Raw genomic sequence first — 20,407 nt, 5'->3', positions numbered from 1 at the left:
CAAAGCTTCGTTTGAACATCGGGAAGCATCACCGGTGAACGGCCAGAGATGCATCTATTAGGATGGATGGTACAACGCCTGCGGTTTTGGTCAGGAATGGGAAGGATCGCTCTGCTTTCCACTCTGTCGACGGAGTGGCCGCAAACGCCGGAGCCGTCGTTCGCACAGTGGGACTCTCCAGGCAGAAGGCTCCGTCACTGACGCCATTCGGACTGCCTGAGGTGAAAGCAACGCTCCTGAGTTCGCGGCAGGAACTCGCCTCGGCAAACGATGCAATAAATCTTCTTGTGGTTACCGCTCAGGCGTTGGTTTACGATATGCGGGCGATTTGGAAGAAGACGGTGATTTGCGCGACGCTGCACTGGTTATGCCCGCTTTGCGCCAATGGCTTCAACCAACAGCCCGAATCAAAGCGCGGTCGTATCGGGCGAAAAGCTCGACATCATATAGGTCGGAACACCAGCGAAATGCTGCGCCAGCTCTGACAGCTCCTGCTCAGAGGCATCAGCCAGAATGCCGGTCCGCACCAGCACGGAGGAAAGCCGCATATCGGTCGCGCCTTTGATATCATGTTCGATGCTGTCGCCGATGCAGACGATTTTAGCGGGATCGACACTGGCCCATTGCGCGATCGCGAATTCATAGATCTCGCGATGCGGCTTGCCGATCCAGTGGACCATCCCCCCAAGATTCTCGTAGATTCGTGCGATCGCCCCGGCGCCAGGCGCAATCTTGCCGCCGGCGAGCTTATGAATATCGGGGTTGGTGCAGACACAGGGAGCGTTATTGGCCGCTGCGGGCGCCAGTCGTCGACGATAGATCTCGAGTTCGATCCGCTCGGCCTCGCTGCCGGAGATGATGACAAGATCGGCCTCGTCGGACTGGGCAACGCTGACGAGTCCCAGACGGTCAGCAAGATTCTGGTCACCGCCGCTGGAGATCGTGAAAGCGCGCATTCCGGGGCGGATGTTAGGGTCTGCTGACAATAAATCGAAGGCGACGTCGCCCGATGTCACGAACCGCTCGAAGAGCTGGCGGTCGAAACCGAGTCGAGCGAAGCGCTCGGCATTGTAGTCCCCGCTCCGGCCCGAGTTGGACAGTACGATCACATGTTTGCCCGCCTCTTTCAGCCTCCGGAGTGCAGCGACCGCCCCATCATAAGCGTGGTCGTCGCGCAGGACCCCGAATTGGTCGATCAGGAAATAGTCATAGCGGTCGATCAGCGCTGCTAGAGATATCTCGGGAGCAATGGTCACCGCTGTGTCCTCTGCCATTGGAGGATGAGTGCCGCCGTGCCAACCGCGGCCTCCGTAGAATTCGAAGGCGCGAAGGAGACACCAAGGGCAGTCTGGCGCATCCTGGTCCATGCCGGGTTTTTCGCACCGCCGCCGACGGTTCGCACTGATGTCAGGCGGGCCGCGCCGAGTTCCGCCAGCCTTTCGTATCCAAGCCGTTCGATCCCGGTAATGCCCTCGAGCACGGCCTGGAAAAAAACCGCCTCATCCTTGGGGCGCGGCTCCAGTCGAGGAGCGTAATTCGCGTCGCTGACGGGAAAACGTTCGCCAGGCCTGAGCAGCGGATAGAAATTCAAGCCTGTCGGTCTGGTGATATCGATGCGGGCCGTGAGCGCATCGAGACGCTCGTCTCCGAAGAGCGACCTGATCACGCCACCGCCGGTGTTGGAAGCACCGCCAGGCAGCCAGAAATCGAGCACCCGGTGCGAATAGATTCCATATTGGGACGCGTTGATCGGCTGTTTGGAAGCCAGCTTCAGAACCAACGTGGAGCCGAGCGCCGTCACACCGTCCCCGATCTGCGAGGCACCGGTCGCAAGAAAAGATGCGCAGCCATCGGTCGTTCCCGCATGAAAGCGGCAACTCTCATCAACACCGAGCCCTCGGACGAAACCATCTATCTCCGAAAGTGCTGAGCCGGCACGATGGACGGCCGGAAGCAGGCGCCGATCGAGCCCGGCCCGTTCTATCCAGTCGGGCCATTTTTCCTCATCAAGGTCATATCCGGTCTTGAGGGCATTGTTTTCATCGCTTGCGCATTCTCGCGCACCGAGCTTCATCAAAAGCCAGTCAGCCTGATGAACGATCTTTGCGACATACGGCTGGCGGGCGAGGTAAATCGCTCGCGCCAAGGCCGAGCTCGCGCCCCGCGCTGGGCTGTCGCTCGGAGCATGCCGGGAGATGTCTTCGACGATCGATGCATCCGGAGAGGTGTCGTTGTACATCAGCGGGGCACCGACCGGTTCGCCCTTGTCATCGATCGCCAGGACCGTACCGGACGTGCCGTCGACGCCGATTGCGCGAACGGCCGCAAGGCTTGTCTTTGTCGCAAGCTCGCGCAATGCCGTCGACGTGCGCTCCCACCATATCGTGGGTGTGCGACCTTCATCGGCATCCACAAACGGCGCGCTGGCGATCGCCACGACACTTGCATCATCGGCAAGCGCGGCCGCACGTGCGCCGGACGTGCCGACATCAATACCAACGACGGTTGCGCGTCCTGACGGTTGCCGGCTCGTCACGACTGTGCTTCTCCGCGATCGAGCGCCTGGCGATATTGCTCCGCTTCCCAATTGGTCAGTTCATATTCATCCGCCTCGGTCAGATAGACGACCTCCGCGTTATCGGGAATGCGCGCGACGACCTCCGCCAGGCATCGGGCCATGACCTGGCCGCCGGCTGTCAGCTCATTCGACAACAGCACACCGCAGCCGGGAACGATGATCATTTTCGGCGCGGTTTCACCCGCATTGGCAAAGCTTTCGATGTAGGCCGGCAGGGACTGATCTGCTTCGAGAAGGCCAATTTTCTTGCCGAGGAAGATCACGTGGTCGGGATACATCGAACCACTGATCGCCAGCCGGATATTTTCCGGCGAGAGCGCTAATTGGTGGCTCGCCAGATCCGCGGCCGGCGAGTAGCCGCTCTCCTGGCTCAGCCTCTGTAAGACCCCGAGAGACGCATCAGGAACTTGTCTCGCGGACATGGTCAATGCTGAAGTGACCCGCTCGATCCGATCGGCAACTTCTTCGACGGTCTCGCCAGTGACGATGATCCCGTGATTATAGAGGACCATGACGTCGGGGCTCGTCGCGGCCGCAAGGTCGACCTCTCTGGCAAGCGGCGTCCCGGGGCGCCGGTAAGGAACCGTTGCCCATATCATGCCGGTCTCATCGAGCTTTTGCTTCAGAAGCTCATCGCGTTGTTCCAGCACCGAAAGTGCGATTGTGTTGACGCAGTGATAGTGAGCCACGACCGCGTTCGGCAGGGCCGCATGAAAGCTTGTTTCAATCGATGGCCGTAAGCCGCTGGTATTGAGTGTCTTGATGACAAACTCCAGCCCCTTCTCGGCGCGCGGATCGTTGTTGCGCAAAGCTGTGACTAAGTCGGCAACGTGGACTGGGACCATGATATCCTGCTCTGTGGCGTGAGCCAGCCACTTTCCCGACGCCTTCACCCACATTTCAGTGCCGCCCTTGAGCGAGGTGTTCCCACCTGCACCCTGGGTTTTCAGGATATCCCGCCCGAGCATCGCGGACAGCTCCAGGAAACGTTCGAAGTCCGCACCTAGCCTTATTGGTCTGTTAGTCATTGTTGACCCTCCGATGCCCTGAGCCATTACAGCCATGAGCAAACTTTTTCGCAACCGTAATTTCGAGATCAAAGAACGTCAATAATGAAGTTATTACGTCATATTGTCTTGCAGGTCGGCTGGCTTTGTGATTATTTTTGATCATCGGCGGGGAGCGGCCGAGGAGGATGACGACCTTGAATGACGCCGAGCGGCACAAGATGATCACCGAACTTTTGCTGGAAACGCCTTTTGCATCGGTGCGCGATCTTCAGGATCGTCTAGGCGTATCACCGGCGACGATCCGGCGCGATATCGACAAGCTTCACGACTTAGGTAAAGCCAAGAAGGTCTATGGCGGTGTTTCAGCGTTTGAGCTTGGGGGGCGGTCGCCCGCAAGGCCTTATGACGAAAATCGCGACATCGCCGTTGAAGCCAAGCGCGCGATAGCGAGCCGCGCTGCATCGCTGCTCCGAGACGGGGACTCGATCATCGTTCACGCAGGCTCCACTTGCTTTCAGCTCGGCGTCCTGCTGGCGAAACGGAACCTGCGCATTTTCACGAACTCGATGCCTCTTGCAGCTTATCTCGGTGAGCATGGCAGCTGTCACCTGACTGTTGCTGGTGGCGAGCTTTATCGCGAGCCCGGCATCATCCATGATCCTTCGGCGGGAGCACCCGACTACTTTGCCTCACGGTTTTTTGTAGGCACGCAGGGCATCGGGAGCGCAGGGCTTCTTGAATCGCACCCGCTCCTGGTGAAGGCAATTGGGGAACTCAGCAATTGCGCTGATGAGGTCGTCTTACTTGCCGACAGCCGGAAGTTCTCCATACAGCCCCGCAATCTTGTTCTGCCTCTGTCGCGGGTCGGAACCGTTGTCACGGACGATGGCCTTTCTGACGCCGACGCCAAGATGCTCGAAAGCGCTGGAATATCGATCCTCATTGCAATTGTGGGAGGCCCGTGATGAAAGCACATCATCCAATCGCGGTGTTTGACCTCGGCAAAACCAACTCGAAGCTCTTCGTGATTGATGGAGACGGCAATGTCGTTGCCGAACGGCGCACGAGGCCGGTCTGGCGGGAGCATGCAGATCTCCGCGTCCTCGACGAGGACACCCTGTTTGCATGGATGAAGCGCGAGCTTGAGCAGGCAGTCGAGGCACATGGCGTGCGGCATGTTACGTTCTCCGGGCATGGATGCACCTTTGCACTGATCGGCAATAATACGCTTTGCCATCCGATCCTCGATTACGAGCAGGAACCCCCACAAGCGGTGGCCGCGCGGATCGATGCCTTGATCCCGAGCTTTTCGGAAACCTTTTCCCCTCGCCTGCCGCTCGGCTTCAACTATGGCCGGCATGTGCTCTGGCTCGCGGACCGCGATCCGAGGACACTTGAAGCAACCGATGCGATTCTCGCCTATCCCCAATTCTGGTCATGGAAATTCTCCGGGAAGGCCGTTTCCGAAGTCTCCTACCTCGGCTGCCATTCCCATCTGTGGGCTCCGATTGCCGATGATTTCAGCAGCCTGGTCGACGGTCAGGGCTGGCGTTCGAAAATGCCCGAATTCGCAGCCGCCGGTGCGTTGCTGGGTAGTCACCGGGTCGCGCTCGGCAATGGCGATGCTGTCGATGTTTCCGTGCATAACGGCGTGCACGACAGCAACTCGGCGCTCTTCTACTATCGGTCCCTTGGCTTTGATGATTTCACGCTGATTTCGACTGGCACCTGGGTCATCATCTTCAATCAGGCCTGCCCTCTCGATGCGCTCGACCGAGACCGCGACATGCTCGCCAATGTCACCGTCGACCATGCGCCGGCCGCGACCATCCGCTTCATGGGCGGGCGTGAATATGATGTAGCAAGCGATGGCTGGACCAAGTCGATTTCGGTTGCGGCCATCGAAGCTGTCATCACCAAAGGCAGCTTTGCCCTGCCCTCCTTCGCCGCGGCTGGACCTTTCCCGGATGCAGAAGGTCGTTTTGCCGGCCCCTCCGTATCCGGCGAGGAACGTGCTGCCGTCGCGTTACTCTATGTCACGCTGATGACCGATCTTTCGCTTGATCTCATCCGCTCTGAAAACGAGATCGTCATCGACGGAGGTCTGGTCAAGACCGACCAATACGCGCCAATGCTGGCTGCATTACGAAACCAGACGGTCTTCACCAGTGCCAATCCCGAGGGCAGCGCCTTCGGAGCGGCAGCACTCGTGTTCCGCCAGGCGGGGTTGCGGCCTTTCAAAAATGTATCCGAAAAAATCCGCCCAGCCGAGATCAAGGGCCTCGAAGACTACCGTCGCGAATGGCGACGTCGTGTCGAGGAGATCCATTCGCGCTCGCCGAACACGATCCTGGTGAAGGAGATGAGGGAATGAGTACAGTTGCCGCACCCGATCGAAGTGACGCTCCCGTCCTCGAAATGCTGAACATCAGCAAGACCTTCGGCAACAGCCGCGCGCTGACCAATGTGTCGCTGACGGCCTATCCCGGCGAGGTTCACGCCCTGATGGGCGAGAATGGCGCAGGAAAGTCGACCTTGATGAAGGTGCTGTCGGGCGCCTATGTCGCCGATCCCGGCGGCAGCATCCTTGTCAGCGGCCGGCCTGCAGTTTCGGGCGATCCAATCAAGGCGAAGGCCAATGGCATCGCCGTCATTTATCAGGAATTGTCGCTCGCGCCGAACTTGACGGTTGCCCAGAACATGTTCCTGGGGGCTGAGCCTTCGCGCATGGGCTTGGTCGATCGCGTGGATATCAGAAAACGTGCCGAGCCGATCCTCAAGCGGCTCGGCATCAGCTTTTCGCCGAACCAGCTGGTCTCGACGCTGTCGCTCGGCGAGCGCCAGATGGTCGAAATTGCCCGGGCGCTGACGACGGACGCGCGCATCATCGTCATGGACGAGCCGACGACATCACTCACGAGCCGCGAGACCGAGAAGCTCTTCGAGGTTATCGCGAGCCTTAAGGCGCATGGGATCGCCATCATCTATATCAGCCACCGCATGGAAGAGATTTATGCGCTCGCCGATCGCGTCAGCGTGCTGCGCGACAGCGCCTATGTCGGAACGCTGGAGCGCAGCGAGCTTTCTGCCGCGCGTCTCGTTTCGATGATGGTCGGGCGCGATCTTTCCTCTTTTTACAAGAAGGAGCATCGCGCCGCCAGGCATGATCGCAAGGTCGTGCTATCAGTCAAGAACATCGGCGACGGCCGCCGCGTGCATGACTGCTCCGTCGATGCCTGCGCCGGCGAGGTACTCGGCATTGCAGGCCTGGTCGGTTCGGGACGCACCGAACTTGCCCGACTGATCTACGGCGCGGACCACAAGACGTCGGGAAGCGTCCTGCTTGATGGCCGCGAGCTTTCGCTGAACGGACCGCGAAGCGCCCTAGACGCAGGCATTGCCTATCTGACAGAGGACCGGAAGGGGCTTGGCCTCTTCCTCGACATGTCAATCAACGAGAACATCAATATCGGCGTGATTTCGGAAGATGCGCGTTCGGGCGGCTTTCTGGACTTCGGCAAGGCCAAGAAGCGGGCGGACAGCGCCGTTTCATCGCTTTCTATCCGCACGAAAAGCACGTCGATCAATGTCGGAGCCCTATCTGGCGGCAACCAGCAGAAGGTACTGCTTGCCCGTCTGCTCGAGACCAAGCCGCGGGTGATTATCCTCGACGAGCCGACGCGCGGTGTCGACGTGGGCGCGAAGTCGGAAATCTATCGCATCATCGACGAGCTTGCCCAGAGCGGCATCGCCATCGTCGTCATCTCCAGCGACCTACCCGAAATCATCGGCATCGCCGACCGCGTGCTGGTCATGCGCGAGGGCCGTATCGCGGGCGAGATCGTCGGATCCGAAGATCAACCGATCGGGCAGGAAGCCATCATGGCCCTGTCCACCGGCCCCGCCAAGCGAGACGCGTAGAGCGCGACAAAAGAGAGAACCCGAAATGAGCGCAACGCAAAGCGAACAGACAGCAACGGACAAGATGAAGCTGCGGTCGACACTAACTGCCCTCGGCATGCTTCCCGTCCTCATTATTTTGGCGATCGGCTTTCATCTTCTCAGCGGCCGCTTCCTGAGCGTCAACAACCTGTCGATCGTCATGCAGCAGGCATCGATCAACACGGTGCTCGCGGCCGGCATGACCTTCGTCATCCTGACTGGCGGCATCGATCTCTCAGTGGGTTCGATCCTTGCGGCGTCCGCAATGGTCGGCGTCATCGTCTCGCTCTGGCCTGATATCGGCATGTTGGGCATCCCGGCCGCCATTGCCGTGGGTCTCGCCTGCGGCGTCGTCAACGGCTCGATCATCGCCTTTCTGAAGCTGCCGCCCTTCATCGTGACGCTCGGTTCGCTGACGGCCATGCGCGGCATCGCCCGACTGCTCGGCAATGATACGACCGTCTTCAACCCGGATCTGCCCTTCGACTTCATCGGCAACGGCAATTTCCTCGGTGTCCCGTGGCTTGCGATCATCGCGCTGCTAACGATCCTGATCTCCTGGGTTATCCTCAAGCGCAGCGTGCTCGGCACGTGGATCTATGCCGTCGGCGGCAATGTGGAAGCCGCGCGCCTGACGGGCATCAAGGTGCCGCTGGTCCTCCTCTTCGTTTATTCGATGTCCGGCCTTCTTTCCGGGCTCGGCGGGGTCATGTCGGCGGCGCGTCTCTACGCAGCCAACGGCCTGCAGCTTGGCCAGGCTTATGAGCTGGATGCGATCGCTGCCGTCATTCTCGGCGGCACCAGCTTCGTCGGCGGCGTCGGCTCGATCTGGGGAACGCTGATCGGAGCTCTCATCATCGCCGTTCTGTCGAACGGCCTCATCCTCGTCGGTGTCTCGGACATCTGGCAGTACATCATCAAGGGGCTTGTCATCATCGTTGCCGTGGCGCTCGACCGCTACCGGCTGAAAGGGCTTAGCCGCACCTGATGTGCGGCTCGAGGGACCGGGGTTACCGGATAACAGGGCGCAGGAAGCGCCATAAGGAGGAAATATGCGTATGATCTCTAAACTGCTCGCAGCCACCGCTCTGGCGGCAGCCATCGCCATGCCGGCTGCGGCAAAGGACCTTCAGAAGATCGGCATTTCGGTCGGCCTTCTCGGCAACCCGTTCTTCGTTGCGACCATCAAGGGCATCGAGGATCGTGCGAAGGAAATCAATCCGAACGTTCAGGTCACTTCGGTATCGGCCGACTATGACCTCAACAAGCAGGTTTCGCAGATCGACAGCTTCATCGCCGCCGGCGTTGACATCATCATGTTGAATGCCGTCGACGCCAAGGCAATCGCACCGGCCGTCAAGAAGGCACAGGCCGCCGGCGTCATCGTTGCCGCCTTCGACGTTTCGGCGCCCGGCGCCGACGTCACCGTCATGACAAACAACGTCAAGGCCGGTGAGGAGGCTTGCCAGTACATCGTCGATCAGCTGAAGGGTAAGGGCGACGTCGTCATCATCAACGGACCAGCTTCCTCCTCGATCCTCGACCGCGTCCAGGGTTGCAAGAACGTGCTGTCGAAGAGCCCCGACATCAAGATCCTCTCCGACGATCAGAACGGCCAGGGTTCGCGCGATGGCGGCCTCGCCGTCATGCAGGGTCTGCTGACGCGCTTCGACAAGATCGACGCCGTCTTCGCGATCAACGATCCGACGGGCATCGGCGCGGAACTCGCCGCCAAGCAGCTGAACCGCAACGAGTTCTTCATCACCGCCGTCGACGGCGCGCCCGATATCGAAAAGTCGCTTGCCAGCGGCAATTCGATGATCAAGGCTTCCGCTTCGCAGGATCCTTACGTGATGGCAGGCGATGCGCTCAAGATGGCCGTCGACGTTCTGAACGGCAAGAAGCCGGCGCAAAACACCGTCCTCCTCGACCCGAAGCTGATCACCGCTGACAACGTCAAGGATTACAAGGGCTGGACCGCAGCTCGCTAAGGTCTCCTCCCGGGCGGCCCGCCATTGCCTCGAGCGGGCGGGCCGCTAATTTCAATGCCAATCGGAAAGCGGCGTCCCATGTCCAAAATCGGTGTTCATTCCTTCGTCTGGAGCGCCGGCTCGTCGAAGAACGAGCTGGAAAAGGCTCTCGCAAGATCGCACGAACTCGGCTTCAAGCTGATCGAATTTTCCTATCTCGATCCGAAGCAAGTGGATGTGAAGTGGCTTGCGGCGCACCTCCAGGAGCTCGGCCTCGATGTCGCCGTCAGCATGGGTCTCCCCTCCGAGGGTGATATTTCCAGCGATGATCCGGCCGTCGTGTCAAATGGTCGGGACATCCTTGAGCGCGCCGTGGCGCTCGTACGCGACCTGGGCGGCACGAAGCTCGCTGGCATTCTGAGCTCGGCGCACGGCAAACAGGAACATGCGCTGACCAGAAAGGGCTGGGAGACCAGCGTTTCCGCGCTATCGAAAGTCGCCGACCAGGCAAAGGCCGCCGGCGTCACCCTCAATCTCGAAGTCGTCAACCGGTTCGAGAGCAACATGCTCAACACCGCCGCACAGGGCATGGCCTATATCAAGGACACCGGCGCCTCAAACGTCTTCCTGCATCTCGATACCTTCCACATGAACATCGAGGAAGCTGATGTGGGCCTGGCGATCCGCCATGCAGCCGACAAGATCGGCTACGTGCATATCGGCGAAAGCCATCGCGGATACCTCGGTACGGGCAATATCGATTTCGCCGCCATTTTCGATGCGCTGGTCGCTATCGGCTGGAACGATTACGTGACGTTCGAATCCTTTTCGACAGCCATCGTCGACAAGGATCTTTCCCTGAAGACAGCGATCTGGCGCAATCTCTGGGATGACAACGTGGCGCTAGCCAAGCATGCGCGCCAGTTCATCGAGCTTGGGCTGGAGACCGCCGGACGCAAGGCCGAGCTCGTTCGCCAGGCCCACGTCCATGGACCATAAGCGACGTCCAATCCTTGCCGCCCAAGTGGAAGTCGACCGGGTTGCAGACGATCAATCGTCTCCGCAGACAGCCGATCAGTCTCCTCCCGGTCCTCACAAAGTGTTTCCGATTGTTGCTAGGAAAGAACTTCGCATAACGGACGATCGAGACGGGCATTATGGGCGATAACGAGATCGGCGGGATCGACCATGGCATGCAGAAGTACAAAGTCAACCAACCAGCCGGCGACCAGTCCCCCGGTGATGTCGGTCAAGCGTAAGGTCAGCGGTATCGGAGTGCTCGGTTGGCGCAGCCCACCGTAGACGCCGGTAACGCCACCGATTTCACCCGTTTCGCTGAATGTGAAGCTGACGGCGCCGAACTCGACGATCTCATCCCTTATGGCTGATACCGATGGTTTCCGTGTCGATGATCGCACCCGTTAAAGCAAAACCCGCTCGTGCCCCTGTGCTTGTGGGCAACCTTTCCTATATGGACGTCACGATCAACGACCGCCGCTGCGGCGGAAAAAAAAGAGGCCAATGAGGGTAACTCATGGATGAAGCGTGGACAGTCAGCCGTGGACCGATTGCCGCGACCGATTTCGATGTGCGAAAGGCCGAAGCGATCAACGCCATGCTAGTTCGCCCGGCGGGCGTTCTGCCGATGAAGGCGGGGGAGCCGATCCGCCCGTTCGCCCTTGGTCTGTTCAACGAACTGCGCGCGCTACTCAAACCCGGCTATGGCGTGACCTGTCTGCGCCGCGCCACCGCCTTCTATGTCTATTCGAAACGCTATTATTTCGCGAGCGCCCAGCCAGACTCGATGCGCCATGACATCGACGGAAGGGCGGTCGAGCCGCTCAGCCCCGCGGACCGGCTTGCAGCGCAAAGAAGTTTTTTCAAACTGAAGCAGAACTATGCCGACGACATGGAAGGTGCCGCTACGCCAGACGGACAGTCGGACTGATCGCTCCGCGACCGCCAATTCGTGCCTTTTGCCGAAGGGCGCAGATGCCGGCAACTGGCGCGGCCCGGCCGCTGTCTGGCTCTCCTTGCCCGCTTCGGCACTCGACGCGGGCTCGCCGAACGAACCCCTCAGACGGCTGACAGATCGGCTCTGCCCAGTGTAGAAGACGGGCCAATCGATCTAAGACCGCGAGGCGGGAGCGCGACTTCTGGACAGTCGCCCGAATAGGATCGGACCTGTTCTGAATGCTCGATGATTTCGAATATGCATCGGAAATTGCGCGACCGGCAGCCGACTGACATCTTGCGCGCCGGATCCGGGACCGGCGCGCCGTCACCAGATCCGGGATCCAGGAATCTCCGATTCGACAACGGGCTCTCGCGCAATCGCCAAGGAGGATGTGCCACCGCCATCCCACCGGGGCGGGCCATAATGTCGCTCTCGAGCGGCGTGTCGCGAGACGCCTCGAAAGGTCCCGAGAGGGTGCTAGCGATTTGTTTTTGTTAATAGATATTAACCTTTGTACGGCTGACAACTGGCTTCAACCGCAATTGCGTGCACGGGGATTTTCCCTGTCACGACAAGAGCATAGCCCTCGCCATAGACTGTTTCGATGCGAACGCCCTCGCACGTCGAGAGGACCTTGCGGAGACGCGCAATATGCACATCGACTGTCCGCAGGCCGATACCGGGCGTGGAAGGCCAAACGGCGGAACGCAGGTGCTGACGCGAACAAGCCGTTCCTGCCGCCTCGGACAGGAAGCGAAGGATCCGGGCCTCGATCGAAGACAGGCGCATCGGCTTTTCGCCGCCGAAGATATGATCGGCGCCGGGGGTTGCCAGGGGGATCTGTAAAGCGGCCGCGCCCGCAGTTTTGCGCGCTCGCCGGAGGAAATCCAGTAAACGGTCCGGTGCGAGCGGCCGTACGATTGCGTCGTCGAGTCCGGCCTTGATCATCTGGAGATGCATCGGCGTCATGCCGGCGCCCATCAGGGCGCAGACCGCAAAGCCCGCCCGTTTCGCGAACCTGCAAAGCGCCACGACATCGCCGCGCCATGTTTGGCCGTCGAACACGACGGCCAGCAGCCCTTGCTCGCTCACGCGGGCTTCGACATCGTGATCATTGTCGGCGAGCTCGCATCGAAAGCCCGCTACACGCAGGATATGGTCCAGCAGCAGATAGAGTTCCGGATCTTCGGTACAGATAAGAACAGGCAATCCGTGAAGAAGGACCTGCGGTTCAGCTCGGCGCGAATTCGCCGCCGTTGATGTCGAGGATCGCGCCATTGATGAAACCGGCCTCCCTGGATCCGAGAAATGCGATTGCCGCTGCCACCTCCTCCACCGTGCCCAGCCGTCCTGCGGGAATGCGGGATAAGGCCTCCCGGTTTGTCGGACTGGAGGCCGGTCCGGTCATGGCCGTAAGGATCCGCCCAGGTGCAACGACATTCGCCGTGATACCGAAGCCGGCATATTGCGTCACGATCGAGCGCGACAAACCGGCAAGAGCGGCCTTCGAGACCGCATAGGCCGCACCTGCAATGCGCGGCCGGGTGCGGCCGGCCACCGAGCCCACCAGAATGATGCGTCCGAATCCCTGTTCCTGCATGACGGGAAGGACCGACTTGCAGCAGAGCATGGCGCCCGTCAGGTTGATCGCGAGAACCTCGTCCCACTCGCTGGGGGACAGGCTTCCGACCGCCGCCGGACCCTTCGCGCCTTTCGGTGAGATGCCGGCACTGGCAACGAAAACCGAAGGCGCGGCAAAGCGCCCCCGGACATCTGCGAAGAAACCGTCGATTGCCTCCGGATCCCGGACGTCGGCCTGAAGTGCGAGCACCCTTTCCGGGCCGCCGATCTCGGTCAGCGCTGCGCCTGCCGTCTTCACGGAGCTCGCACCATGTCCGAAGACCGCGACACGATATCCATCCTGCAGGAGACGGCTGGCCGTCGCCAGCCCGATACCCGACGTCCCGCCGCTGACGACGGCGACCGGCGCGCCCTCCGTCGCGCTCATGCGGCTTCGTCCATCGCGGCAAAGAGCGACAACGGTGGATGAGCTTCCGGATCGGTGATCACTTCGATCATCAGGGGGTCGACGCCCGAAAGCCCCGTCCTGATCGCATGAGTGAGTGCTCCGGGATCGCTGATGCGAACAGCAGGGCAACCGCAGGCCTCGGCAATCTTCCGGTGATCGACGCTGGAAAAGTGGCAGGCGCTGGTAAACCGGCCGAACTTCACGGTCTCCGCGTCTCGCTGGAAGCCGAGGATGCCGTTGTTGAGGACGATGATCAGCACCGGAATATTGCTGCGCACCATGGTCTCGAGCTCAGCCCAGCTGTGGGCGAAACCGCCGTCGCCGACAAGAACGACCACGGGCTTCTCGGGTTCCGCAAGCTTTGCGCCAAGCGCCAGCGGCAGACCCCACCCAAGTCCCGCGAGACCGCGCGGGGTGATGAAGCGCATGCCGGGCGAAAGCCCACGAAGCTGTCCGGCAACCCACATCGACGAGTAGCTGGCATCGGCGAGAATGGTGGTATCGGATGTCAGCTGCGACTGAAGCTCGCGCATGATCCGCTCCGGCCGGATCGGCGACGCATCGGACTTGCTGACGCCAGCGCGGTCGGCCTCGAACTTCGCCCAGCAGTCGCGGATGCGATCTTCCAATTCCGGGCGTGCGGCGCGCCGCCGCGACAGATCGTGCCGTACGAGAGCCGTCCGCAGCGCATCGATGGTTTCGGCAGCGTCGCCGGAAAGCCGCACAGCCTCGTAGGTGCGGCCGATTTCTGAAGGATCGACATCGATGTGAATGACTGTTGCGGCGGGATCGATCTGGCGCCAGCTGTCGGTACCATTCTGGTTCGTCCGGGTTCCGACGAGCAGGACGAGGTCTGCCTCTTCGACGAGCGGAAGAGTGTGGCGACCGAGCGATCTCGGCCCGACGAGGGCTCCGAGCACGCCTGCAGACAGCGGATGGTGCTCGTCGACAGCACCCTTGCCCATATTGGTGGTGAACACCGGGAGCGACGCTTCTTCTTGCAACTTCGCAAGAGAGGAGGCGGCATGGCTTGCATGGATGCCGCCGCCGGCAATGACGACGGGCGCGCGGGCCGCAGCGATCAGGGCGGCCGCGCGCGCAATGTCGCTGTCTGCCGGGCGGTTGCGGTCGAGCGGCCAGTGCCCGAGACTTGCGGCGCGGCGTAGGGCTGGCGCCTCGATCCTTGCACGCAGCAGATCGGCAGGCAGCAAGAGCGCCGCCGGCCCCGGCCGTCCGGTCGCCGCGGCCGTGAAGGCGGCGTCAACATAGTCGTCGATGCGCTCGGGCACGACGACCTTGCGCACCCATTTGGTGCAGGACTGGAAAAGAGCGATGTGATCGAGTTCCTGGAAAGCGTTGCGATCAGCCTGGTCCCGCTCAACCTCCTGGACGAGAGCAACAATCGGGACAGAGGCCTTCATGGCTTCGGCGAGCGGCGGCACGAGCAGCGTTGCTGCAGGCCCGTTCTGTGCGGCAACCACGCCGACTTTCCCCGAGCGCCGGGCATAACCGTCGGCCATGGTGCCGCCCATGATCTCCTGGCGATAGGCGATCTGGCGGATCCCGATCGCCTCAGCCGCAAGGATGACGGCAGACGGCAGGCTCTGGGCGAAGATCATCGAAACGTCGTGGCGCTTCAGGCTGAGCGCAATGCGTTCAGCAACGGTATGGGTTTCTTTGACGCTGGTCATCGGGAAGCCTCGAATTCTTGAACGGCAGGTGTGGAGAGAAAATCAGCGAAGGTTGCGACGATCGCCTCCGCCTCATAGGGCGTCATTGCGGTCGACAGAGATGCCGCCGCTCCGTTTGGCAGCATGATGCCACGCTGGAGAAAGTGGTCGCAGAGCGCATTGCCGATGCTGCTTTCGGCCGGCGTCGGATAACCGCTGCGGAAATCGCGCGGCGGCGCCTTCTTCGTGTGAATGCGGAAGAGCGATGCCGCACCGGTGACGCTGAACGAGGCGCCGCTGCGGCCGATTGCCTCCCGCAGGCCGGACCGCACTTGATCCCCCAGCTTTTCAAGAGCGTCAAAGGCCTCCTCCGTCATCGCCTCCATGGCAACGCGGCCTGCAACCATCGAAACTGGATTTGCAGAAAATGTCCCGCCCTGCGGCAGGAGCGGTTTACCCTTGTCATTGGCAAAGACGCTCATCACGCCGGAACGGCCGCCGATGGCGCCGACGGGAAAGCCACCGCCGATGATCTTGCCACAGGCGATCAGGTCAGGCTCCATGCGGTAGCGGTCCGAAGCGCCGTGATAGGATTGCCGGAGATTGAGGACCTCGTCGGCGACGACCAGGATGCCATGCCGGCGCGCTGATGCCTGCAAGGCTTTGAGGAAGTCCGGATCCGGCCCGATCAGGCCGGCCCTGCTCGGCATTGGGTCAACCAGGATGCAGGCGGTTGTCGCGGCGACCTCATCCATACGCCGTTCAAGTCCGGCGGTGTCGTTGAACCGGATCACGGCGACGTCCTCGGCGACCGACGACGGGGTTCCGCGATAGACGGCGACGGCCGCGGGACGGTTCTCGTCCCCCCAGACGGAGGGCGCGCTCGCCTGCCCGGCCTCGGCCCAGTCATAGGCGCCATGGTAGGCGCCCTCCACGCGAATGATGCCGGAACGCCCGGTAAAAGCGCGGGCGGCCTTGATCGCGAACATGACCGCTTCCGCCGCTGTTGACGAAACGGACCTGCTCGATCGCCGGGATGCGATCGACCAGGAGCTCCGCCAGGGAGATTTCATGCTCGGTCGGATTGGAGAAGCATGTCCCGCGGTGAAGAAGATCGGCGACGGCTTCTGCGACCGGCAGGAAGCCGTGACCATGAATGAGTGTGGTGAAATTGTTGTTGAGGTCCAGGTATCGGTTGCCATCGACATCGAGGAGGTAAGCCCCTTCCCCGCGATGTAGAGCGGAACAGGCTGGCGCTCGACGGTGACGCGCGTTACGCCGGACGGAAAGATTTTCCGGCTCCTGTTGAAAAAATGTTGCGAACGGGCGCGCGACAGCGGCCGCCCTCCTGAAATGTCACGAGTATGAAGCATCTTTCTCCTCCGGAACGCACCATGCGTCCACACATTGCGATTTTGTTACAACAAAAATCACAATGCCGAAAAAGTTGCAACAAAAAAATCAGCCAGCCAGGGTAGCCGCTCCGCCGGGGCGCGAAAGTGCCGCCCTCTTCAGGCTGCGATAGCCGTCCCGGATGTCGTTCTCGATGGCGGCCCGTACGGCGGAAGCGTCCTTGTCGGCCAGCCCCTCGATCGCGACCATGTGGTTGTGAACACCATAGCGCTGCTCGGCAAATTCCGGGTAGAGATCGTGGAAGGACGAGCCGACGCGTAGCCAGAGGATCTCGATGGTTGCCAGGAGGTGCGGCATGCCGCACAGGCGGTAGATGGTAAAATGGAATTCCTTGTTGTCGTGGAGGGCATCGCGGTAGCGCTTCTCCTCGAGCGAGAGATTAATCTTTTTCTGAATGCTCATAAGGACTTGGACAGTCCCGTCGGTGGCGTTTGCCGTTCCCTTTTCGGCCGCCAGGCCCTCAAGCGCGAGCCGCATCTGGGTCACTTCATACAGGCCGGCCAGATCGAGATGCGGCACAATCACCGTCTTCGGTCCGGACATGACGAGCGCACCCTCGAAGACCAGCCTATTGATCGCCTCGCGCGCCGGGGTAGAGCCGACGCCCAGCGTTTCCGCAACGGTTCGAATTGGAAGCTTCTTGCCGGGACTGTAAGCGCCGCGCGCAAGCTGCTCCTTCAATGCTTCATAGACGAAGTCGCTAAGCCTTCCCTGGTACCCCTCCAGGTCGGCCTGACTTCCGGTTGTGTCTTCCCTCATATTTCCTCCCCAGGCATTGACACGCATCAATTTTTGTTGCAACAAAATGAACATTGCAGCAATATTACGTCTTAATGTGACAGCATAACGAGATTGTGAACATTCGCAACGCCGCATGTGCGCTGCCCCTGCACTGCCCACAGGCAGCACCTGGCCAACCGTATCAAAGGATGGCTGCGATGCATGCGAACGATTCCCAAGGAGGAGATAATTTGATCGGTGCTCCAGTCCATATCATCAACGCATGCAAGCAGTATGGCGCCTTCAGCGCGGTCAAGGACGTGTCCCTGGAGGTGGCGGCCGGCGAGTTCGTCTCCATCCTCGGGCCATCGGGTTCAGGCAAGACCTCACTCCTGACCATGATCGCCGGCTTTGAGCTGCCGAGCTCCGGCCAGATCGTCATCGGCGGGCGCGATGTCACCCGACTTGCGCCGAACCACCGCAATATCGGCATGGTCTTCCAGCGCTATGCGCTCTTCCCGCACATGACGATCGCCGAGAACGTCGCCTTCCCGCTGAAGATGCGGAAGGTCGCACGGGCCGAACGCGATCGCCGGGTTGCCGAAACTCTCGATCTGGTCCAGCTCGCGACTTTCGCGGACCGGTATCCGCATCAGTTGTCCGGCGGGCAGCAGCAGCGTGTCGCGCTTGCCCGCGCCATCGTCTTCGAGCCGCCGGTACTCTTGATGGACGAGCCGCTCGGCGCGCTCGACAAGAAGCTGCGCGAGGCGTTGCAGCTCGAGATCAAGCAGCTGCAGCAGCGGCTGGGCGCCACCGTGATCTATGTGACCCACGACCAGGAGGAGGCGCTGACGATGTCGGACCGCGTTGCCGTCATGGCGGGCGGCCAGATCGTCCAGGCCGGAAGCCCGTCTGCGCTTTATGGGCGGCCGCAAACGCCTTTCGTCGCCGATTTCATCGGGCGGATGAGCTTCGCCGAGGCGGTCTATCTCGGGATTCGTGATGGCGCGCATCTGGTTCAGCTTGGTGAGTCCGTCGTTTTGCAGGCTGCCGACGTCGAAGAGCCGCTGAGCCCGGGCACGCGTCTCAGGATTGCCATGCGTCCGGAGCGGCTGGCGCTTACGGCGCACGGAAAGGGCGGGCGGAATTCCATTCCCGGCACCCTCGAGGCGAGCGTTTTTGCCGGTGCCTTCGACCTGCATCTGGTGCGCGCCGAGACCGACGGCAATCCGCTTCTGCAGATCCAGATGCCGGCCGAGACAGGCCGGGGCGCCTTTGCAGCGGGCATGCGGGTGGACGTCGTCGCCGATCCGCGGAACCTGCACGTCTTCGAACTGGCGGGAGCGTGAGCATGGACATGCCGGTTCCACGAAAGGTCGCCCGCCCCCGACGGTTAAAGACGCGCCGCGTGACGCCGGCGGGGCGCTACGGGCCAGCCCTGTCGGCTGTGCTGATCCTGCCGCTACTTTGCCTGTTCGCCCTCGGCTTCCTCTACCCGATCGCAAGGCTCGTGCTCATCAGCTTCGGCGACGGCGCGCCCAATCTCGATCAGTACCGGCGCGTCTTCGAGACGCCGCTCTATCTTGGGGTCCTGCTGCGCACGATCGGTGCCGCGGCGATGGTGACGGTCTTCAGCCTCATTCTCGGCTATCCGGTGGCGATCGCGATGGCGCGGGCAAAGGGACGGATTGCCCTTGTCATAGCCGCTGCGGTCCTCATTCCGCTCTGGACCTCGGTCCTCGTGCGCTCCTATGCCTGGATCGTGCTCCTGCAAAGAAGCGGCCTCGTCAACGTGCTCCTCACCGAGAGCGGTTTTGTTTCCTCGCCGCTGAAGCTGCTCTACACGGACGGCGCGGTGATCCTGGCGATGACCCATGTGCTGATGCCCTTCATGATCCTTCCGATCGCCAATGCACTGCGCTCGATCCCGCCCGACTATGCGAGGGCGGCCCGCAGCCTTGGAGCCGGCCCGGCCACGTGCTTCCTGCGCGTCACGCTGCCGCTATCGCTTCCCGGCGTGTTCGCCGGAAGCGTCATGTGCTTCATCCTGGCGATCGGCTTCTACATCACCCCGGCCCTCGTCGGCGGGCCGGAGGCGATGACCATGGCGACACTGATCGCCCAGCAGACCACAGTCGTCCTCGACTGGCCGTTTGCGGCCGCCCTTTCGAGTGTGCTTCTCCTGGTCACGCTTTTGGCCGTCGCCATCTTCCGCCGTGCGCTTTCGATCAGCAAAGGATTGAGCAGTGTCGCCTGATTTTCCAGTCACCTCTTCGAGCCCGACCCATCCTTTGTTGCGCGCCGCTGGTCGGCTTGCAGCCGGCCTTGGAACCGGCAGCATCCTGTTCTTCCTGCTGTTGCCGACGCTTCTCGTGATCCCGATGTCGCTCAACGCAACAGCCTACATCCAGCTGCCGCCGAGCGGCCTGACGCTCAAGTGGTATCTCGACTATCTGTCGGATCCGGACTGGCAGGCAGCGACGATCTTCAGTCTGAAGATCGCGCTCTCGACGACCGCGCTCGCGACCGCCGCCGGGACACTTGCGTCGCTTGCGATCGTGCGGGGCGTGCTTCCCGGCCGGGGCGCGATCCAGGCGCTCGCAATGGCGCCGATGATCGTCCCGCATGTCGTCTTCGGCGTTGCGCTCTATCTGGTCTTCTCACCGATCGGACTGACGGGCAATTTCGCGGGCTTCCTGATCGCCCATAGCGTGCTGTCGATCCCTTACGTAGTGATCACGGTCGGCGCGGCCCTGGAGCGGTTCGACCCGTCACTGGAGCTGGCGGCGCTGAGTTGCGGAGCCTCGCGCACCCGGGCGCTGCTCAGCGTCGTCTTTCCCGTCATTGCCCCTGCAATCGCTGCGGCCGCGGTCTTCGCCTTCCTTGCCTCGTTCGACGAGGCGACGGTCGCCTTCTTCATTTCGGACACCGGCGGCAAGACGATCAGCCGCAAGATGTTCGAAGACATCGATTTCAACCTGACCCCTGTGATTGCAGCAGTTTCGACCATGATGGTCGCCATCTCGCTCCTGCTGATGGGATCAGTCGAGCTCCTGAGAGGCCGCCGGGAGGAGTAGGCGGCCATTTTTCATGACGTGAGGAAAGACATGCATAGATC

The 20,407-nt window shown here is 61.4% G+C and carries 18 protein-coding genes and 1 pseudogene; 10 read left to right on the top strand and 9 right to left on the bottom strand.

All coding sequences use genetic code 11. From position 1 onward, the window contains the following. Window positions 1–407 precede the first annotated feature (407 nt). The 3 genes from ACPYOJ_RS12250 to ACPYOJ_RS12240 are packed head-to-tail and all read right to left on the bottom strand — an operon-like array spanning window position 408 to window position 3,606. The gene (locus ACPYOJ_RS12250) at window positions 408–1,256 is read right to left on the bottom strand and encodes a TIGR01459 family HAD-type hydrolase (protein ID WP_481416487.1); all 849 of its coding nucleotides are present in this window, start codon (window positions 1,254–1,256) and stop codon (window positions 408–410) included. Next, window positions 1,253–2,536 (bottom strand): FGGY-family carbohydrate kinase, encoded by a 1,284-nt coding sequence (locus ACPYOJ_RS12245; protein WP_481416486.1) that lies wholly within the window; start codon window positions 2,534–2,536, stop codon window positions 1,253–1,255. Before ACPYOJ_RS12245 ends, ACPYOJ_RS12250 begins: the two co-directional genes overlap by 4 nt. Continuing rightward, window positions 2,533–3,606 (bottom strand): class II aldolase/adducin family protein, encoded by a 1,074-nt coding sequence (locus tag ACPYOJ_RS12240; RefSeq protein ID WP_481416485.1) that lies wholly within the window; start codon window positions 3,604–3,606, stop codon window positions 2,533–2,535. Before ACPYOJ_RS12240 ends, ACPYOJ_RS12245 begins: the two co-directional genes overlap by 4 nt. 176 nt (window positions 3,607–3,782) lie before the next feature. Here ACPYOJ_RS12240 and ACPYOJ_RS12235 point away from each other — a divergent pair, with 176 nt between their 5' ends. The 6 genes from ACPYOJ_RS12235 (at window position 3,783) to ACPYOJ_RS12210 (ending at window position 10,499) form a co-directional block, all read left to right on the top strand. Beyond that, the gene (locus ACPYOJ_RS12235) at window positions 3,783–4,553 is read left to right on the top strand and encodes a DeoR/GlpR family DNA-binding transcription regulator (RefSeq protein WP_481416523.1); all 771 of its coding nucleotides are present in this window, start codon (window positions 3,783–3,785) and stop codon (window positions 4,551–4,553) included. Next, window positions 4,553–5,962 (top strand): FGGY-family carbohydrate kinase, encoded by a 1,410-nt coding sequence (locus tag ACPYOJ_RS12230; RefSeq protein ID WP_481416484.1) that lies wholly within the window; start codon window positions 4,553–4,555, stop codon window positions 5,960–5,962. The genes ACPYOJ_RS12235 and ACPYOJ_RS12230 overlap by 1 nt, the downstream gene beginning before the upstream one ends. Continuing rightward, complete coding sequence (locus tag ACPYOJ_RS12225; RefSeq protein ID WP_481416483.1) at window positions 5,959–7,509, top strand: sugar ABC transporter ATP-binding protein; 1,551 nt, start codon at window positions 5,959–5,961, stop codon at window positions 7,507–7,509. Before ACPYOJ_RS12230 ends, ACPYOJ_RS12225 begins: the two co-directional genes overlap by 4 nt. A 25-nt stretch (window positions 7,510–7,534) precedes the next feature. Next, window positions 7,535–8,518, top strand: a complete 984-nt coding sequence (locus tag ACPYOJ_RS12220) for an ABC transporter permease subunit (RefSeq protein ID WP_168833139.1) — start codon at window positions 7,535–7,537, stop codon at window positions 8,516–8,518. A gap of 64 nt (window positions 8,519–8,582) precedes the next feature. After that, a complete protein-coding gene (locus ACPYOJ_RS12215; protein ID WP_168833140.1) occupies window positions 8,583–9,521 on the top strand; it encodes an ABC transporter substrate-binding protein in 939 nt (312 codons plus the stop codon). A 78-nt stretch (window positions 9,522–9,599) separates the two neighbouring features. Then, window positions 9,600–10,499 carry a sugar phosphate isomerase/epimerase family protein gene (locus ACPYOJ_RS12210; protein ID WP_481416482.1) on the top strand — a complete coding sequence of 300 codons (900 nt, stop codon included), beginning with the start codon at window positions 9,600–9,602 and terminating at the stop codon, window positions 10,497–10,499. A gap of 116 nt (window positions 10,500–10,615) precedes the next feature. Here the strand turns inward: ACPYOJ_RS12210 and ACPYOJ_RS12205 are convergent, their stop codons facing one another. Further along, window positions 10,616–10,918: a hypothetical protein gene (locus tag ACPYOJ_RS12205; protein ID WP_481416481.1), complete on the bottom strand. Its 303-nt coding sequence runs from the start codon at window positions 10,916–10,918 to the stop codon at window positions 10,616–10,618. Between the two features lie 116 nt (window positions 10,919–11,034). Between ACPYOJ_RS12205 and ACPYOJ_RS12200 the strand changes: the two genes are divergently transcribed. Continuing rightward, the gene (locus ACPYOJ_RS12200) at window positions 11,035–11,448 is read left to right on the top strand and encodes a ProQ/FINO family protein (RefSeq protein ID WP_481416480.1); all 414 of its coding nucleotides are present in this window, start codon (window positions 11,035–11,037) and stop codon (window positions 11,446–11,448) included. Between the two features lie 513 nt (window positions 11,449–11,961). Here ACPYOJ_RS12200 and ACPYOJ_RS12195 read toward each other — a convergent pair. The 5 genes and pseudogenes from ACPYOJ_RS12195 to ACPYOJ_RS12175 form a co-directional block, all read right to left on the bottom strand. Continuing rightward, window positions 11,962–12,666 carry a winged helix-turn-helix domain-containing protein gene (locus ACPYOJ_RS12195; protein ID WP_481416479.1) on the bottom strand — a complete coding sequence of 235 codons (705 nt, stop codon included), beginning with the start codon at window positions 12,664–12,666 and terminating at the stop codon, window positions 11,962–11,964. Between the two features lie 22 nt (window positions 12,667–12,688). Next, window positions 12,689–13,465, bottom strand: a complete 777-nt coding sequence (locus tag ACPYOJ_RS12190) for an SDR family NAD(P)-dependent oxidoreductase (RefSeq protein ID WP_481416478.1) — start codon at window positions 13,463–13,465, stop codon at window positions 12,689–12,691. After that, a complete protein-coding gene (locus ACPYOJ_RS12185) occupies window positions 13,462–15,177 on the bottom strand; it encodes an acetolactate synthase catalytic subunit (protein WP_481416477.1) in 1,716 nt (571 codons plus the stop codon). Before ACPYOJ_RS12185 ends, ACPYOJ_RS12190 begins: the two co-directional genes overlap by 4 nt. Then, window positions 15,174–16,529: pseudogene (locus tag ACPYOJ_RS12180) on the bottom strand (aspartate aminotransferase family protein). The gene ACPYOJ_RS12185 and the pseudogene ACPYOJ_RS12180 overlap by 4 nt, the downstream one beginning before the upstream one ends. An 88-nt stretch (window positions 16,530–16,617) precedes the next feature. After that, window positions 16,618–17,328 (bottom strand): GntR family transcriptional regulator, encoded by a 711-nt coding sequence (locus ACPYOJ_RS12175; RefSeq protein ID WP_481416476.1) that lies wholly within the window; start codon window positions 17,326–17,328, stop codon window positions 16,618–16,620. Between the two features lie 212 nt (window positions 17,329–17,540). Between ACPYOJ_RS12175 and ACPYOJ_RS12170 the strand changes: the two genes are divergently transcribed. Genes ACPYOJ_RS12170 through ACPYOJ_RS12160 form a run of 3 tightly spaced genes read left to right on the top strand, consistent with a single transcriptional unit; the run spans window position 17,541 to window position 20,366 of the window. Further along, window positions 17,541–18,638, top strand: a complete 1,098-nt coding sequence (locus ACPYOJ_RS12170; RefSeq protein WP_481416475.1) for an ABC transporter ATP-binding protein — start codon at window positions 17,541–17,543, stop codon at window positions 18,636–18,638. An 8-nt stretch (window positions 18,639–18,646) separates the two neighbouring features. Further along, on the top strand, window positions 18,647–19,546 hold the full coding sequence (locus ACPYOJ_RS12165) for an ABC transporter permease (RefSeq protein ID WP_481416522.1): 900 nt from the start codon (window positions 18,647–18,649) through the stop codon (window positions 19,544–19,546). 34 nt (window positions 19,547–19,580) lie between these two features. After that, on the top strand, window positions 19,581–20,366 hold the full coding sequence (locus ACPYOJ_RS12160) for an ABC transporter permease (RefSeq protein ID WP_481416521.1): 786 nt from the start codon (window positions 19,581–19,583) through the stop codon (window positions 20,364–20,366). Window positions 20,367–20,407: the final 41 nt, after the last annotated feature.

Source organism: Rhizobium sp. SVR5-9E, assembly GCF_056755095.1.
This window is presented reverse-complemented; position numbering and strand designations above follow the sequence as displayed.